Origin of the sequence: Duganella aquatilis (genome assembly GCF_009674565.1) — a bacterium.
Classification (GTDB): domain Bacteria; phylum Pseudomonadota; class Gammaproteobacteria; order Burkholderiales; family Burkholderiaceae_D; genus Rugamonas; species Rugamonas aquatilis.
Genome location: NZ_WKJL01000001.1, coordinates 375946 through 391870, shown reverse-complemented (window position 1 = coordinate 391870; position 15925 = coordinate 375946). Strand labels below are relative to the sequence as shown.

Sequence of the window (15925 nt, the reverse complement as noted above, 5' to 3'; positions counted from 1 at the left end):
CTCGCGCTCCTCTCAAGCGATGATATTCAAGCCGCCATCGACATAGACCGTGCTGCCAGTCAGCCGTTTCGCAAATGGCGACGCCAGATAGGCGCAGGTGTTGCCGACATCGACGATGTCAACCAGCTCGCCGAGCGGCGCCCGCGCCACGGCCTCGCTGAGCAGATGATCGAAATCCTTCAGGCCCGAAGCGGCCCGCGTTTGCAGCGGCCCGGGCGAAATGGCGTGGACGCGGATGTCGCGCGGCCCGAGTTCATAAGCCAGATAGCGGCAAGCCGCTTCCAGCGCCGCCTTCACCGGTCCCATGACGTTGTAGTTGGGGACCACCTTGTCCGCGCCATGATAGCTCATGGCAAACAGGCTGCCACCCTCCGACATCAAGGGAACCGCAAGTTTCGCCATGCGCACGAAGGAATGGCAGGACACGTCCATCGCCTGCAAAAAGCCGTCCAGCGAACAATCGAGCAGGCCGCCCTGCAAATCCGCTTTCGGCGCAAAGGCGATCGAATGCACCACGATATCGAGCTTGCCCTGCTGCGCCAGCGTGGCGAACACCGCCTCCAGCTGGCCGGGCTGCGTCACGTCCAGCGGCAGCAGCTGCGCGCCGATTTGTTCGGCCAGCGGCGCCACGTGCGGCAGCGCCTTCTCGTTCAGATACGTGAGCACCACGTCGGCGCCCAGCTTGCGGAAGGCCAGCGCACAGCCCCAGGCGATCGACTGTTCGTTGGCCACGCCGACCACCAGCGCGCGCTTGCCGGTCAGGATGGGATAGACGGTTTCCGTGTTCATGCAGCCTCCACGACTTCCAGCGCGTGACGCGCGATCATCAGTTCCTCGTTGGCCGGCACCACCCACACGGCGACCTTGCTGTCCGCCTTGCTGATGCGGGCGATGCCGCGCGGATTGGCGGCGTTGGCGTCCGCATCCAGCTGCACGCCGAGCCAGGCGGCGTCGCGGCAAACGGCGGCGCGCAGGGCCACGCTGTTTTCGCCGATCCCGCCGGAGAACACCAGCGCATCCAGTCCGCCCAGCGCCGCCGCCAGCGAACCAAGCTCGCGGCCGATGCGGTACACCATCAGGTCGATGGCCTTCCTGGCGCGCGGATCGTCGCTCTGCTCCAGCGTGCGCATGTCCGAGGAAATGCCGGACACGCCCAGCAGCCCGGATTGCTGGTACATCAGCTTCTGCACCGCCGCCACGTCCATGCCCAGTTCCTGCATCAGGTACAGCACCACGCCCGGATCGAGCGCGCCGCAGCGGGTGCCCATCGGCAGGCCGTCGACGGCGGTAAAGCCCATGGTGCTGGCCATGCTGCGGCCCGCATCCATGGCGCACATGCTGGCGCCGTTGCCCAGGTGCGCCGCCACCACGCGCGCATGCGCCAGGCCCGGCTCGGCCTGCGGCAGCACGCTGGCGATGTATTCGTAGGACAGTCCGTGAAAGCCGTAGCGGCGCACGCCCAGGTCGGTGATATTCGACGGCAGCGCAAACTCCTGCGCCGCGGCCGGCTGGCCGACGTGGAAGGCGGTGTCGAAGCAGCCGATCTGCGGCACGTGCGGCGCCATTGCCAGCACCGAGCGCACCGGCGCCAGGTTGTGCGGCAGATGCAGCGGCGCCAGCGGAATCAGCTTTTGCAGCTCATCCAGCACCGCCGCATCCAGCAACTGCGGCCGGCTGTGCGCCACGCCGCCATGCACGATGCGGTGACCGACCGCCACCACGCGGTGGCCGTCCAGGTGCGTTTGTGCGAAGTCGATCAGGAAGCGCATGCCGCCTTCGTGATCCAGCGGGCCGTCGCGCCAGTGGCGTTCGCCGACCACGCTGTCGGCCGCATCCTGCGCGATGAAGTGGGCCACGCCGCTGTACAGGTTTTCGATCTTGCCGCGCATGGTCAGGTCCAGCGCGGCGCCGCTGTACATCGAGAACTTGATGCTGGACGAACCAGCGTTGATGACAATGACGCTATCGTTGGCCAGCATGGCGTCAGCTCCCCAGGATACGCGCACCGGACAGTTTGCTGTGCGCCACCAGCACAGCCACCGCACACGACGCCAGCCGTGCCTGTACAGTATCCGCACGGCTGGTGAGGATCACCGGCACGCGCGCGCCAAGCACGATGCCGGCCGCACTGGCGCCGGCCATGAAGGTCAGGCTCTTGGCCAGCATATTGCCGGCTTCCAGGTCCGGCGCCAGCAGCACATTGGCGCGGCCGGCCACCGGCGACACCAGGTGCTTGATGGCCGCCGCTTCCGGATCGATGGCGTTGTCCATCGCCAGCGGACCGTCAAGCAGCGCGCCGGTGATCTGGCCGCGGTCAGCCATCTTGCACAGCGCGGCGGCGTCGATGGTGGACGGCATCTTGGAGCTGACCGTTTCAACGGCCGCCAGGATCGCCACCTTGACCGGGTTAAAGCGCAGCACGTGCGCCAGATCGATGGCGTTCTGCACGATGTCGACCTTGTCGGCCAGCGTGGGGACGATGTTGACGGCGGCGTCGGTGATGATCAGCGGCTCGGCGCGGTCCGGCACGTCCATGATGAAGCAGTGACTGAGGCGGCGCGCGGTGCGCAGCCCGGTGGCGGTGGCCACCACGGCGCCCATCAGTTCATCGGTGTGCAGACTGCCCTTCATCAGCGCGGTGGCCTGGCCTTCGTGCACCAGTTGCACCGCGCGCGCGGCCGAGGCGTGACTGTGTTCGGTGTCGACAATCGGCAGCGCCGAGATATCCAGCCGGGCCTCGTCGGCCACCTCGCGGATGCGGGCGGCGGGGCCGACCAGGATGGGATTGATCAATCCCATGCGGGCCGCATCCAGCGCGCCTTCCAGCGAATTGCGGTCGCACGGGTGGGCGACAGCTACGGTCGCCGGCCCGGCATGACGCGCTGCGGCAATCAGTCTATCGTAGTGCGGGTGCGGTCTTTCCATGCGATCTCCTGTGTAAGGCTGCATGGGGATAATACAACAAGTGCAAAATAATCAAGTGGTTTTTGTGCGACGCCGCAAGCCGAACCAGAGGCACAGCAGCACCGGCACGCCCAGCGCGACGGCGGACACGTGGTCCCACGCGCCGTCGCCGACCAGCGCCGAAATCAGGCCGACAATGGTCAGCAGCGCCAGTGCGATCGGCGCGCCCCACATGCGCAGGAAAGGACGCTTCATTGCGCCTCTCCCTCGGCGGCCAGGGCCGGCACGTCCCCCTCTTCCGGTTTGACCGTTGGTGTCGCGGCCGCGCGGGCCGGCGCCGGCGCACCGCGCTTCAGCCACAGATACAGGCCGCTACCCAGCACAAAGATGGTGATCACATCCAGCGCCGCCCACAGGAACTGCATCCACGCGCCGCCGTAGTCGCCGAAGTGCAGCGGCTGCGAAATCAGCAGGCCGGTCAGATACCAGGGCAGGTTGCGGCGGTCGGTGATCTCGGTGGTCTGCGCATCGATCAGCACCGGCTTGTACAGGCGCGAGGTCAGCGCCTCATCGCCGCGCATGAAGATGCCATAGTGGTGAGGACTGGTGAACGGCGTGCCGGGGAAGGCGACGAAGCCGATCTTCATGCCCGGCTCGGCGGCCACCGCGTGCTCCAGCGATTTCTGCATCGAACCCAGTTGCGTCGGCGGCGGCAGGCCTTTGTACGGCGCGATCATCTCGGCCATCTCGGTCACCTGCCAGTATTTCAGCAGCAGGTCGGCCCAGGTGTTGATCATGCCGGTCGCGCCCACCACCAGCGCCCAGGTCAGCGTGACGATGCCCAGCATATTGTGCAGGTCCAGCCATTTCACGCGCGGACCGCGCTCGCGCCGCACTTCGCCGAATTCCAGCTTGCGCATGAACGGCGCGTACAGCACCACGCCGGAGATGATGGCGATCACCAGCAGCAGGCCCATGAAACCGAGGAACAGCTTGCCCCACAAGCCGGCGTACAGGTCTACGTGCAGATGGAACATCACGCCGAGGAAGGAACCTTCGAAACTTGGTTCGCCCAGCACCTTGGCGCTGCGCGCGTCGACCGCGATCGACTTGAATTTCTCGTCAGTCGGGTTGTCGCCCATGGTCAGGAACCAGATGCTCGGGTCGTCCGCCTCCTGCGAAAGATACATGGCGACCTTGCCCGGATACAGCGCCTTGCCGGCGGCGATCACGTCGTCCAGGCTGGCCTTGGGCGTGTTGGCGGCCATGGCCGGCGCCTCGATGGCGTTGCCCAGCGCGTGGTCGATTTCGTGATGATAGATCAGCGGCAGGCCGGTCAGGCAAAGCAGCAGCATGAACACGGTGCAGACCAGGCTGCTCCATTTGTGTATCCATGCCCAGCGGCGGACGGCGGTCGGTGTCATCTTGTCATTCCAGGTTGCTCTTCCAAACCGCAATGATAATGCAAACTAATCTCATTTAGGAGCAAAAAATCCCGGCAAGGTTTATAATTGAGAATCAATCTCATTTACTTATAAAAACACCATGCAAACCCTGAATCTGAAATTGTCCCCACTCGCCCTTGCCGCCATGCTGCTGGTCGCCGCCACCGCGACCGCGCAGACGCAAACCGACGCCACCACCGCCGCCGCCGGCAGCGATGAAAAAGTGCAGTCGGTGGTGATCAGCGCTTCCGCCGACGCATCGGCAGCCGGCCTGACCAAGAATTTCGCCGGCGGCCAGATCGCACGCGGCGGCCGCGTCGGCCTGCTGGGCAATGTCGACATGATGGACACGCCATTCAATTCGCTGAACTACACCTCCGCCCTGATCCAGGACCAGCAGGCGCGCAGCGTTGCGGACGTGCTGCAGAACGATCCATCGGTGCGCGTGGCGCGCGGCTTCGGCAATTTCCAGGAACTGTATGTGATCCGCGGCTTCGCGGTCAGCTCGGACGACCTGGCCTACAACGGCTTGTACGGCGTGCTGCCGCGCCAGTTCGTCGCTTCCGAACTGCTGGAGCGCGTGGAAGTCTTTCGTGGCGCGAACTCCTTCCTGAACGGCGCCGCGCCGGGCGGCGGCGGCATCGGCGGTTCGATCAACCTGCTGCCTAAACGCGCCGGCAACGCGCCGCTGACCGAAGTGACGGTCGGCGTCGAAACCGGCGGCCAGGGTTACGCCGCCGCCGATATCGGCCGCCGCTTCGGCCCCGAGGACCGCGCCGGCATCCGCGTCAACGTCGCCCGCCGCGACGGCGACACCGGCGTCGACAAGGAACACCGCGAACTGAACGTCGCCTCGGTGGGCCTCGACTACCAGGGCCGTGGCTTCCGTCTGTCGGCCGACCTGGGTTACCAGGACAACAAACTGACCTCGCCGCGTCCGGCCGTCACCGTGGCCGGCGGCATTGCCCTGCCTACCGCGCCGGACAGCGGCAGCAACTGGGCGCAGAACTGGACCCACTCGAATGAACGCGACACCTTCGGCACCGTCCGTGGCGAATGGGACCTGGGCGCCGACTCGGTGGCCTGGGCCGCCTTCGGCGCGCGCAGCGGCGACGAGAACAACAGTTTGTCCGAACCGACCGTCACCGCCACCAACGGCACCGCCAACGCCTACCGCTTCGACAACACCCGCCACGACAATGTGCGCACCGGCGAAATCGGCGTGCGCACCAAGCTGCGCACCGGCAGCATCGGTCACAGCATCAGCGCCAGCGCGTCGAGCTACTGGCTGGAATCGAAGAACGCCTACGCCTTCAGCACCTTCGGCGGCATCGCCACCAATATCTACAGCCCGATCGATGTCAGCGCGCCGGCCGCCACCTTCTTCACCGGCGGCGTGTTGAGCAATCCGGGCCTGACCGCCAAGACCATCTTCAGCAGCTATGCGCTGGCCGATACGCTGACGATGCTGGACGATAAAGTGCTGCTGACCGTGGGCGCGCGTGACCAGACCATCAAGACCGAAGGCTACGACTACAACACCGGCATCAGCAACGCTCACTACAGCGAAAGCAAGGTCACGCCGATGGCCGCCATCGTCTACCGTCCTGTGAAAGCCGTTTCGCTCTACGCCAACTACGTCGAAGGCCTGCAGCAAGGTCAGACCGCATCGGGCGCGAACATCGACAACACTGGCGCCATCTTCGCGCCGTTCGTGTCGAAGCAAAAGGAAGTCGGCGTGAAATATGAAGTCGGCACGCTGGGCGCGACCGCCGCGCTGTTCCGCACCAACCAGCCTTCCGCTTACATTGAAAACGGCCACTTCGGCGTGTTCGGCGAACAGCGCAACCAGGGTCTGGAAATGACCGTGTATGGCATGCCGGCGCGCGGCCTGCGCCTGCTGGGCGGCCTGACGCTGCTCGATGCAACGCAGCGCACCACGCAGGACGGCAAAAACCAGGGCAAGGACGTGATCGGCGTGCCGGGCACGCAGCTGAACATCGGCGCCGACTGGGATGTGCCGGGCGTGCATGGCCTGAGCGTGAATGCGCGCACGGTGTACACCTCGTCGCAATACGCTGACGGCGCCAACACCCAGGAACTGCCGTCGTGGACCCGCCTGGATCTGGGCGCCAGCTACGCCACCCACATCCTGGACCGCAACGTCACCTTCCGCGCGCGTATCGACAATGTCACCGACAAGAGCTACTGGGCTTCGGCCGGCGGCTATCCAGGTTCGGGCTACCTGATCCTGGGCGCGCCGCGCACCGTGTCGGTATCGGCGACGGTCGGTTTCTAATAGATCTCGCGGCGCAGGCGCTGCATCTGCTGGTCATGACGCTCGACCCAACGCCGGGCGTCATCCAGCTGGCGCTCCAGCCGCTGCACGTAGTCGCTTAACTCGCGCCGCTCCTGTTCGCGGCGGCGATCCTGCTTGGCCGTGTCGTCGTTGACGGGACGGTCCTTCGCTTCCTGGTTGGCGCGGATCTCGCGCTCCAGTTTCCCCAGCCTGCCGCGCGCATCGCGCAAGCGGTTCCCCAGATCGTTCGCTTCCGCCACCGCCTGGCGGTACTTGGCGCCGGCGACTTCGTAATCCTGCCCGCTGACGTAAGCGTGCTTCAACTGGTTCTGCAGCGCCGGTGCGCATACCTCCACCGCCATGCCGGTGCTGGTGCGGCCACGCTCAAAGGCGTTGTCCGGCACGCAGTAACGCGCGTTTTCCTGGCGCCAGGCGTTGGTGTAGGCGTCGCGCGTGCCGGGGATGACGAACACGCCGTTGCGACCGGCGTTGGCGATACGGTCTTCCAGCAGGAAGGGCTGGCCATAGCCGTCGGCGGCGCCAGTGTCGCGCCAGTAGGCCATCAGCCGGTTTTCCCACGCCTCGCGATATTCCTGTTCGTGGATTTTCAAGCCCTTGGCCTTGGCCTCGCGGCCACGCGTGCCGAATTCCTTGCCGCTGGTGGCGTCCTGCGTGCCGAGATTGCGCCAGTAGTTGACGATCTCGCCGTTCCAGGCGGCGCGGTACGACTCTTCCTGTACATCGACGCCGGCGCGGCGCGCGGCGGCCGCGCGGTTGCGGAACTCGCTGTCCGGTATGCCGCTGCGGGCGTCGGAATAGCCTGCATCCGACCAGAAGGTGCGGTTGCCGGCGCGCCAGCCGTCGGTGTAGGCGGCATCGTCGAAACGCAGCTGCGCGGCGGCGGCGTTGGCGCGGTTGCTGTCCTTTTGCGTCAGCGGCTGGCCGGCGACGCCTTCGCGCTGACCGATATTGCGCCAGTAGTTGGAATTGCCGGCGACCCAGCCGTCATCATAGGCCGGACGGTTCAAGGGCGTCTTATGTTTGCGGACTTCGTCGTTGTTGGCGCGTAGCTCGAATTGCGGCTGCTGGCCCTGCACACCATCGCTGCTGCCCATGGCGTACCAGGCATCCCAATTCCCCTGCGCCCAGCCGGCGGTGTAGCGCGCGGCGGCATCGGCGGCGGCAGGCTTGTCGGCGTGGTCTTCGCAGAAGTCCTTGCGCTCGGCGTAGCTGGCCGGCTCGCCCATCAAGCCGTCCTTGTGGCCGATGGCCTGCCAGTCGCCGGCCTTGCAGTCGGCGATGCGTTGTTGGGTGGACTGGCAGCCAGCCAGCAGAAGCAGCAGTGAAATGAGGCTGAAGGTGGTTTTCATGGCCCGGATTATAATGCCAGCTTGACAATGCGGGCCAGGATTTGCGGAGGGTCAGGCCGCGATCGCCATGTGGCTGTCCCGGTGCTGGATGGCGTGGCTGAGGAAAGCCGTGGCGTTGAGCGGCCTGGAAAAATGGTAGCCTTGCGCGATGTCGGCGCCCCACTCGCGGATCAGGTGCAGCGAGTGCTCCGTCTCCACGCCCTCCGCCACCACCTTGTAATCCAGTTCGCGCGCCAGCGCGATCAGCGAACGCACAATGCGCTGGTCGCGCGGATTGGTGTGCACATTGCGGATCAGCGACTGGTCGACCTTGACCACCGTGGCCGGCACCTTCTGCAAATAGGCGAAGTTGCTGTAGCCGGTGCCGAAATCGTCCAGCGCCAGGGTCATGCCCAGCTCGCGGATGCCGTGCAGCGCCTCAAGGATGCCGGGGGTTTCCATCCAGATGCCCTCGGTGCACTCGATTTCCACAAGACGCGGATCGACGTTGAATTCTCGGCAGGTGGCGGCCAGGCGCTCGACGATGTCGGGCTCTTCGAAGTTGAAGGCCGACAGGTTGATCGCCACCCTGATCTGATTGCCGGCCGCATGCCATTCGCCCATCTGCCTGATGGCGGTGCGGATCACCCAATGGCTCAATGGTCCGATCAGCGCGGTCTTCTCGATCAGCGGAATGAATTCTGCCGGCGACACCGGCCCCAGCTCCGCGTGATTCCAGCGCAGCAGCGCTTCGGCGGCCAGGCAGGCGCCGTTGCTCAACTCGTGCTTGGGCTGGTAGAACAACTCGAACTGGTTTTCGGCGATGGCGTGGCGCACGTCGTTCAGCAGGCGGAAGGCGCGCTGCTGCTGCTCGTCTTCCGCATTGCTGTAGTGGCTCCAGCGCTGCTGCCGCACCATGGCCTGGTTGATGGCGGCGGCGGCCTTGCGCGGCGCATCCTTGGCGGAGTTGCGACACAGGTCGAACACCACGGTGCCGCCGAAACTGGTCAGCGCCATCGGGATATTCAGGCCGTTCAACGGCGCTTCCAGTTCTTCGTCCAGGCTATGCAGGTAGGCGATGAAACCGTCGGTATCCTCGTCGCGCGACAGGACCGCAAAGCGCGCATCGGTGACGTGATAGACCTGCGCCCTGCCCTCGAACAGCCGCATCAGGCGCATGCCGACTTCACGCACCAGCGCATCGTAGACCGGCACGCCCAGCACGCGGATAATCTCGAACGACTTGGCCGCATCCGGCATGGCGATATCGGCCAGCACCCGGTACTGGCCCGGATACAGGCGCGCCTGCGTGGTCAGGTCTTCGAACATCTGGTACTTGTTGGGGATGCCGCTGACGGCATCGACATGGCCCACCGCGCGGCCCAGCGTGATGTGCGACATCACCAGCGCGGCCAGATTCGCCAGCGTATCCTTTTCGGCGGCGCTCAGGCTGCGCGGGCTGGTGTCGATGATGCACAGCGCGCCGATGGCGTAGCCCTCCGGCGTGATCAGCGGTGCGCCGGCGTAGAAGCGTATCGCCAGCGGGCCGGTCACCATCGGATTGGTCGCAAAGCGCTCGTCCAGCAGCGTGTCCTCCACCACCAGCACGCTGGCCTTCTGGATCGTGTAGTTACAGAAGGTCTGGTCGCGCTGCGAGTCCGGCGGGCAGAAACCGACGGTGGACTTGAGCCACTGGCGGTCGCTGTCCAGCAGCGAGATATAGGCGCCGCCGACACCGAACATCTCCATCGCCAGCTTGGTGATGGCGTCGAAATATTCGCTGGTGTTGGTATTCAAAATGCCCAGCTGGTGGAGCGCCGCCAGACGCTCCGGCTCGGAATGCTTGAGCAACATCTCCTGCATCCTTAAGCTCCCACTGGCGATGGCAGCAGGCTGCGCGACGGCGCCTCGGCCCGGGCCTGGGTGCGTGCAGGCTGGCTGCGCACACCTTCACGCTGGGTCTTGAAGACGCTGACAGCGTGGTTCAGATGCGCCGCCTGCTCCTGCAGCACTTCCACCTCGCCGGCCGCGTGTTCCACCAGCGCGGCGTTCTGCTGCGTCACCTGGTCCATCTGCGAGATGGCGCGGTTGACTTCCTCGATGCCCACGCTTTGCTCGTTGCTGGCCAGCGTGATCGCGCCGACCATGTCGCTCACCTGCTTGACGCTGTGGACGATGTCGCGCATGGTGCTTCCCGCATGTTCCACCAGTTCGGTGCCGGCGTGGATCTTGGCCACCGATTCATCGATCAGCGTTTTCACTTCGCGCGCGGCGGTGGAGCTGCGCTGCGCCAGGTTGCGCACTTCGGTCGCCACCACGGCAAAGCCGCGGCCCTGCTCACCGGCGCGGGCGGCTTCCACGGCGGCGTTCAGCGCCAGGATATTGGTCTGGAAGGCGATGCCGTCGATGACGCTGATGATCTCTTCGATCTTGCGCGACGAGACGTCGATGGCGTTCATGGTCTGCACCACTTCATCGACGATTTTGCCGCCCTTGCTGGCGATGTCGGATGCGTTTTGCGCCAGGCTGTTGGCGTCGCGGGCGCTGTCGGCGTTCTGTTTGACGGTGGAGGTCAGCTCTTCCATCGCCGATGCGGTTTCCTCCAGCGAGCTGGCCTGGTCTTCGGTGCGGCCGGACAGGTGCTGGTTCTGCTCGGAGATCTGTTCGCTGATGCTGCTGACGGCGACCGAGGCTTCATGTACCTCGGTGACGGTGGCGCGCAGATTCTGGCTCATTTTCAGCAGCACGCCCATGATGCTGTCCTGGTACTGGCCGCGCAGCTCCACGTCGTGATACAGCTCGCCGCGATCGACCGCATTGGCCAGCGCCTTCACTTCGGCCGGTTCGGCGCCGAGGGCGCGCAGCAGGTACTGCGTCACGCGCCAGGCCACCACCACGCCGATGGCGACGGCGATCGCCGCAGCCAACAAGGCCAGCGACTGGAAGTTGTGCGCGCCTTTCCGTGCCAGGTCCGATTCGGCCTCGGTCATTTTTTCTTCCTGGTCGATAAAGCCGTTGATACTGGCCAGCCAGTCGGTGAAGGCCGGCTTGCCCTGCTCAAGCATGATCTTGCGCGCGCCTTCGGTGTCGCCGGCGCGCCGGGTGTCTATGACTTTCTTGATCAGCGGCGTAGCGCGGGCTTCGCTCTGCTTGATCTTGTTGAGCCATTCGCGTTCGTCGGCCGTGACCTTGGCCTTGGCGTCGGTGAACAAGGCGTCCATCGGTTGCGCCGAGCGCTGGTAGTCGGCATCGAGTTTTTCGATCTGTGCGGTGACCGCCGACATGTCGCCGTCGCCCACCAGCGTCACATCGCGCAGCGCGATCGCGCGGTCGTGGACGCTGCCACGGAAGTTGATGGCGTAACGCTGCTTGACGTTATTGACATCGCTGATGTGCTGAAGGCTGTTGTCGATGGCGTTGACTTTGAGGATGCTGAGCACCGTCAGCGCCACCATCATGGCGAGGACGATACCAAAGCCGATGCTCAGGCGGGCGGAGACGCTGATTTCGTTTTTATCGGTTTCCATTGCTAGTTCCTTAGATCGCATACGAGACAGTCGCATCATATTTTATCTAGGAAATTAAGTTAAATTCATTGATTAAATGAACTCAATAGATATTTCCTATTTACAATGATTCAGTTATAACTTTACTACTCAAAGGCAGGGAAAACACCTCCCTAATGAGGTAGTGTCAGAAGCGCCAGCGCAGGGATAGGGTCAGGCTGCGCTCCGTCCGCAGCGGCTGTTCCGCGATCAGCCGCCGCGCCGCGCGCTCGCTGCGCACCAGCAGCGCTTCGGTCATCAGGGACAGGCTGTCGGACAGCGGCCAGTCGTAGGCCAGCGCGACGCCGTAGCCGTTTTCGTTGTTGGGATCAGCCGGCAGGATGTCGTGTTCGCGTGTGCGGAAACGGTCGTAGCGCAGCGCCGCCGTGCCGGGACCGAGCGGATGGCTGGCCAGCGCATACCAGGACTGGAAATCCAGCGCCACCGCGTTGGGGCCCATCAGCGTGTCGCCGCGCATGGCCTGCAGCGCCAGCTCCCATTGGCCCTGCGGCCGCCACACGGCGCTGACATGGTCGAAGCGCGTGCGCCAGCTGTACTGCCAATCCTTGACCGTCAGCGGATCGCCCAGGTTATCGTAATGCAGCGCCGCCAGTTCCAGCCGCGTACCGACGTTCAGATTGGCGCCGGCGTAATAACCCGGCTTGCCATCGACTTCTCGGAAAGGATGGATGTCGCGCCACTGCCTGGGAATCGGGCCATCGGCGCGGTACACCGGCAGGTCGGGCAGCTTGACGGTGTCGAAGCGGCCGGCGATGCGGTCGCTGATCGACCAGCCGCGCCATGCCAGCAAGGTGCCGGTCGGATCGTTGCCGTTGAAGACGGCAGCCACCACGCCCACATCGTAGGGCGCGTCGACATAGCGGCCCAGCCGGCGCGCGCTCCATTCCAAGCCGTTGGTGCGCAGCTCCTCGCCGATCCAGCTGTTGATGGCGGAGCTGGAGATGGTGTGCTTCGGCACCCAGCCGACGCTGTCGTAGTCGATTTCCACGCTGGTCGGCGGGAAGAAGAAGCCGGCCTTGACCCGCGTCTTCCACGCGCCCGACGGCACGGGACTCCACGCCAGGAAGGCTTCGCGCAAATCGATCACGCCACGATGCTGCTGGTCGGCGCTCAGTTCCAGGGTGGCGCTGATGCTGTCGGTGACGTCGGCATCGCCGCGCAGCACGGCCTGGCCCATGCTCAGGCGCGGCGAGTTCGCATCGTAGCGGGTTTTGCCCATGCCGCTGTCGAGAAAGCTGCGATCGGCGCTGGCGTCGACGGCGCGCACGTCGAGCAGGCCGCGCCACTCGACGGCTTGCGCGCTGCCGGCGGCGAGGGTCAGGGCCAGCCAGCCGGCGGGTCGTAAAGAGCGCGATGGGAATGTCATGGCCGCATGATACACGGCTATAATCCTAGTCCTCAACGTGACGAAGAAAGCTTCGGATGATTAAAAGTTTGCGTATTGCCGGGCTGGCGCTGCTGGCCTGCGTGTCCGGCGCGGCCATGGCCGACGGTTTCGAGACCATCGAGTCGGCCCCGCTGAAGGAAGTCTGGATCAACGGCGGTTTCTACTCCTACCACTTCCAGCGCGACAAAGGCCTCAACGACAGCAATCCCGGCCTCGGCGCCGAGTGGCGCTTTTCGACGGTGGCCTCGGCCACCGTCGGCCGCTTCTACAACAGCGACCGCGCATATTCGAATTACGCCGGCGTGTATTACCAGCCGTGGAAGATCGGCCCGGTGCGCATCGGCGCGGTGGTGGGCGGTTTTAGCGGCTACCCTAAAATGCGCGATGGCGGCTGGTTCCCCGCCGCCATCCCTACCCTCAGCTACGAATACGAACGGGTTGGCGTCAACGTCGCCATCGTGCCGTCGTACAAAGACCGCCTGTACGGCGCGCTGTCGATTCAGCTCAAGCTGAAGGCATTCTAAAGCTGGCCAGCACGTTGTAGGGACGTGCCTGGCCGATGTGACTGTGCAGCAGCACCAGCTCGCGCACCGTCCATTCCACCGGCCGCACGTCCTGCGGCGCCGCCGTCACATCGTCATACAGCATGGTCACGTGCGGCGTGTAGCTGTGCGGATTGCCGGCGATGCCGGCCTTCAGCAGCGCGCCCGCCAGGTGGCGGTACAGCGCCGTCACGCCCACCACGCCATCGTCGCCGGTCAGCACGAAGGGGCGGTTGCGGGCGCCGTTGATGAAGGTTTTGGCGCTGTTGAAGCTGACCTTGAACGGCGGTGTGGCCGCAGCCACCTGCGCCGCGGCCGCCGAGGCGCGCGCGAGCAGCGCGTCCGGCATGCCGGCGAAATCGCCCAGGTTGCACAAGGTGCAGTGCAGCTTGGCGTCGGCGATCGGGCGGCCCTGCATGCCATGATGCGCCTTCAGTTCCGCCGTCAACGCGCCGATGCCGGCGATGGCTTCGGCGTCCGGAACGATGGCGAAGAAAATCCGGTCCGTCAGTTTCGGCGGCGGTTCGAAATCGAACAGGGAGGCTTGCTGGCTCATTTGACGCGCTGCTTTTCAAGTTTGCGCGCCAGCGTGCGGCGGTGCATGCCGAGGCGGCGCGCGGCTTCGGAGATATTGAAGTCGGTCTCCGCCAGCACCGTGTGAATGTGTTCCCACTCCAACGTCTTGACCGAGGTGGTGCGCGTGCTCAGTTCCAGCTCCGCCGTGCCGGCCACGTGCTCGAAGGCGGCCTCGATATCGTCGGTGTTGGACGGCTTGGCCAGGTACTGGCAGGCGCCCAGCTTGATCGCTTCCACCGCCGTGTTGATGCTGGCGAAGCCGGTCAGCACCACGATCAGCATTTCCGGATCATGCTCGTGCAGCATCTGCACGCAGGCCAGGCCGGAGGAATTGCCCTTCAATTTCAGGTCCACCACCGCGTAGCCGGGCGAGTTCTCGACCAGCAGCGCGCTGGCTTCGTCGACGTTTTCCGCCAGCAGCACGGTGTAGCCGCGCCGCTCGAAGGAACGGCCCAAGGTACGGGCGAACGCCGCATCATCTTCCACCAGCAGCAGTACGCGATCTTCCATAGTCATGTCGTTTGTTGTTCCGATTTGATTTCAATGGCGGACAAGGGCAGCGTCAGGCGCACCATCGCCCCGCCCTGCTCGCGGTTGGTCGCCGTCACTTCGCCGCCCAGCGTGCGCGCCACGTTCAGCACCAGGAATAGTCCCAGCCCACCGCCTGGACGGCCCTTGCTGGAATTGTATGGCTTGCCGAACTGCGCCAGTATGGACGGTGCGAAGCCCGGACCGTTATCGGTCACCAGCAGCACCAGCACGCCGCCTTCGATGCTGGCTTCCATGCGCAGCCACTGCGGCGACGCTTCCAGCGCATTATCCAGCACATTGCAGATCATTTGCTTGAGGGTGGAGTCGGACACCACCGGCAGGTCCAGTTCGATGCGGTTCTCGAACACGAATTCGGTCACCGGCCGACCGACGCGCCACTCGGCCACCACTTCATCGAGAAAGGTGTTGATGGTGGTGGCGGCCGACGATTCGCCGCGCGCCTCGCCGGCCGACATCAGGATGCCGCTGACGATGGACTTGCAGCGCTTGAGCTGCGTCTGCATCTCGCTGATCTCTTCCTGCAGCACCGGATTGCCCTTGAACTCCGGCATATGCTTCCAGTCGCCAAGGATCACCGCCAGCGTCGCCAGCGGCGTGCCCAGTTCATGCGCGGCGCCGGAGGCCAGCAGGCCCATACGCACGATGTGTTCTTCCTCGGCCGCGCGCTGGCGCAGGTCCGACACGTCCGCCGCGCTGCTGCGCATGTTCTGCATGATGCGCGTAATGAAGATCACCAGCAGCGCCGCATCCAGGATGAAGCACAGCAGCATGCCCTGTACGTACAGGCTGAAAATACCCAGCGCATGGTCCTGCGGCAGCGGCAGCGGCTCGGAGAACAGCGCCAGCCCGGCGATGCAGGCGCCGGTGACGATGACGATGGTCCAGGTCGACCACGTCTCCAGCAGCACCGCGCCCAGGATCACGTGCAGCAGGTACAAAAACACAAACGGATTGGTGGCGCCGCCGCTCAGATACAGCTGCGCCGTCAGGCTGGCCACGTCCACCGTCAGCGCCAGAAGCAGTTCGCTGTTGGACACCACCTGGTTCTCCTGCCAGCGCAAGATGCTGGCGACGTTGAAGGCGATCAGGCAGGCCAGCACGTTCAGCATGGCCGGCATCGGCAGCTGCACGCCCAGCAGGATCGAGGCGGTGGTAATGGTGGTGATCTGGCCGATCACGGCGATCCAGCGCAACTGGATCAACTGCTGCATGTTCTTGTGGCCGGCCGCGTGGGTGATGGTACTGGCGGAAGCATTGGCCGACGCCAGCGGCTCTACCACGGGAAGACGGCCCCCGTGCCATGGC

Annotated in this window: 14 protein-coding genes; 2 read left to right on the top strand and 12 right to left on the bottom strand. The window is 64.9% G+C overall.

All coding sequences use genetic code 11. The annotated features are described in order from the left end of the window. Window positions 1-12 precede the first annotated feature (12 nt). The 5 genes from fabI to GJ698_RS01705 are packed head-to-tail and all read right to left on the bottom strand — an operon-like array spanning window position 13 to window position 4328. On the bottom strand, window positions 13-789 hold the full coding sequence (gene fabI, locus GJ698_RS01725) for an enoyl-ACP reductase FabI (RefSeq protein ID WP_154355849.1): 777 nt from the start codon (window positions 787-789) through the stop codon (window positions 13-15). Next, window positions 786-1979: an acetate/propionate family kinase gene (locus tag GJ698_RS01720; RefSeq protein WP_154355848.1), complete on the bottom strand. Its 1194-nt coding sequence runs from the start codon at window positions 1977-1979 to the stop codon at window positions 786-788. Before GJ698_RS01720 ends, fabI begins: the two co-directional genes overlap by 4 nt. A gap of 4 nt (window positions 1980-1983) precedes the next feature. After that, window positions 1984-2925, bottom strand: a complete 942-nt coding sequence (locus GJ698_RS01715) for a phosphate acetyltransferase (protein ID WP_154355847.1) — start codon at window positions 2923-2925, stop codon at window positions 1984-1986. Window positions 2926-2976: 51 nt separating this feature from the next. After that, entirely contained in the window at window positions 2977-3159 is a 183-nt protein-coding gene (locus GJ698_RS01710; RefSeq protein ID WP_154355846.1) for a hypothetical protein, read from the bottom strand. Beyond that, window positions 3156-4328, bottom strand: coding sequence for a PepSY-associated TM helix domain-containing protein (locus tag GJ698_RS01705; protein ID WP_154355845.1), 1173 nt, complete (start codon window positions 4326-4328; stop codon window positions 3156-3158). Before GJ698_RS01705 ends, GJ698_RS01710 begins: the two co-directional genes overlap by 4 nt. A 121-nt stretch (window positions 4329-4449) precedes the next feature. Here GJ698_RS01705 and GJ698_RS01700 point away from each other — a divergent pair, with 121 nt between their 5' ends. Beyond that, window positions 4450-6648 carry a TonB-dependent receptor gene (locus GJ698_RS01700; protein ID WP_154355844.1) on the top strand — a complete coding sequence of 733 codons (2199 nt, stop codon included), beginning with the start codon at window positions 4450-4452 and terminating at the stop codon, window positions 6646-6648. Here the strand turns inward: GJ698_RS01700 and GJ698_RS01695 are convergent. The 4 genes from GJ698_RS01695 to GJ698_RS01680 form a co-directional block, all read right to left on the bottom strand. Then, window positions 6645-8018, bottom strand: coding sequence for a DUF2799 domain-containing protein (locus tag GJ698_RS01695; RefSeq protein WP_154355843.1), 1374 nt, complete (start codon window positions 8016-8018; stop codon window positions 6645-6647). The genes GJ698_RS01700 and GJ698_RS01695 overlap by 4 nt on opposite strands. A 51-nt stretch (window positions 8019-8069) precedes the next feature. Continuing rightward, window positions 8070-9851, bottom strand: coding sequence for a sensor domain-containing phosphodiesterase (locus GJ698_RS01690; RefSeq protein ID WP_229259787.1), 1782 nt, complete (start codon window positions 9849-9851; stop codon window positions 8070-8072). An 11-nt stretch (window positions 9852-9862) separates the two neighbouring features. Further along, entirely contained in the window at window positions 9863-11524 is a 1662-nt protein-coding gene (locus GJ698_RS01685) for a methyl-accepting chemotaxis protein (RefSeq protein WP_154355841.1), read from the bottom strand. A 166-nt stretch (window positions 11525-11690) separates the two neighbouring features. Next, on the bottom strand, window positions 11691-12929 hold the full coding sequence (locus GJ698_RS01680; protein ID WP_154355840.1) for a hypothetical protein: 1239 nt from the start codon (window positions 12927-12929) through the stop codon (window positions 11691-11693). 56 nt (window positions 12930-12985) lie between these two features. Here GJ698_RS01680 and GJ698_RS01675 point away from each other — a divergent pair, with 56 nt between their 5' ends. Beyond that, window positions 12986-13474, top strand: a complete 489-nt coding sequence (locus GJ698_RS01675) for a hypothetical protein (protein ID WP_154355839.1) — start codon at window positions 12986-12988, stop codon at window positions 13472-13474. Here GJ698_RS01675 and GJ698_RS01670 read toward each other — a convergent pair. Genes GJ698_RS01670 through GJ698_RS01660 form a run of 3 tightly spaced genes read right to left on the bottom strand, consistent with a single transcriptional unit; the run spans window position 13455 to window position 15900 of the window. Next, window positions 13455-14048 carry a 2'-5' RNA ligase family protein gene (locus GJ698_RS01670; RefSeq protein WP_154355838.1) on the bottom strand — a complete coding sequence of 198 codons (594 nt, stop codon included), beginning with the start codon at window positions 14046-14048 and terminating at the stop codon, window positions 13455-13457. The two genes, GJ698_RS01675 and GJ698_RS01670, sit on opposite strands and share 20 nt — an antisense overlap. Then, complete coding sequence (locus GJ698_RS01665) at window positions 14045-14578, bottom strand: response regulator transcription factor (protein ID WP_154355837.1); 534 nt, start codon at window positions 14576-14578, stop codon at window positions 14045-14047. The genes GJ698_RS01670 and GJ698_RS01665 overlap by 4 nt, the downstream gene beginning before the upstream one ends. Window positions 14579-14580: 2 nt before the next feature. Then, window positions 14581-15900, bottom strand: coding sequence for an ATP-binding protein (locus GJ698_RS01660; protein ID WP_371865101.1), 1320 nt, complete (start codon window positions 15898-15900; stop codon window positions 14581-14583). Between the last annotated feature and the right edge of the window lie 25 nt (window positions 15901-15925).

Coding starts and splice junctions, on each gene's coding strand:
- fabI (WP_154355849.1), bottom strand. CDS start 789: ATGAACACGGAAACCGTCTATCCCATCCTGACCGGCAAGCGCGCGCTG.
- GJ698_RS01665 (WP_154355837.1), bottom strand. CDS start 14,578: ATGGAAGATCGCGTACTGCTGCTGGTGGAAGATGATGCGGCGTTCGCC.
- GJ698_RS01700 (WP_154355844.1), top strand. CDS start 4,450: ATGCAAACCCTGAATCTGAAATTGTCCCCACTCGCCCTTGCCGCCATG.
- GJ698_RS01705 (WP_154355845.1), bottom strand. CDS start 4,328: ATGACACCGACCGCCGTCCGCCGCTGGGCATGGATACACAAATGGAGC.
- GJ698_RS01675 (WP_154355839.1), top strand. CDS start 12,986: ATGATTAAAAGTTTGCGTATTGCCGGGCTGGCGCTGCTGGCCTGCGTG.
- GJ698_RS01695 (WP_154355843.1), bottom strand. CDS start 8,018: ATGAAAACCACCTTCAGCCTCATTTCACTGCTGCTTCTGCTGGCTGGC.
- GJ698_RS01715 (WP_154355847.1), bottom strand. CDS start 2,925: ATGGAAAGACCGCACCCGCACTACGATAGACTGATTGCCGCAGCGCGT.
- GJ698_RS01710 (WP_154355846.1), bottom strand. CDS start 3,159: ATGAAGCGTCCTTTCCTGCGCATGTGGGGCGCGCCGATCGCACTGGCG.
- GJ698_RS01680 (WP_154355840.1), bottom strand. CDS start 12,929: ATGACATTCCCATCGCGCTCTTTACGACCCGCCGGCTGGCTGGCCCTG.
- GJ698_RS01720 (WP_154355848.1), bottom strand. CDS start 1,979: ATGCTGGCCAACGATAGCGTCATTGTCATCAACGCTGGTTCGTCCAGC.
- GJ698_RS01685 (WP_154355841.1), bottom strand. CDS start 11,524: ATGGAAACCGATAAAAACGAAATCAGCGTCTCCGCCCGCCTGAGCATC.
- GJ698_RS01670 (WP_154355838.1), bottom strand. CDS start 14,048: ATGAGCCAGCAAGCCTCCCTGTTCGATTTCGAACCGCCGCCGAAACTG.
- GJ698_RS01690 (WP_229259787.1), bottom strand. CDS start 9,851: ATGTTGCTCAAGCATTCCGAGCCGGAGCGTCTGGCGGCGCTCCACCAG.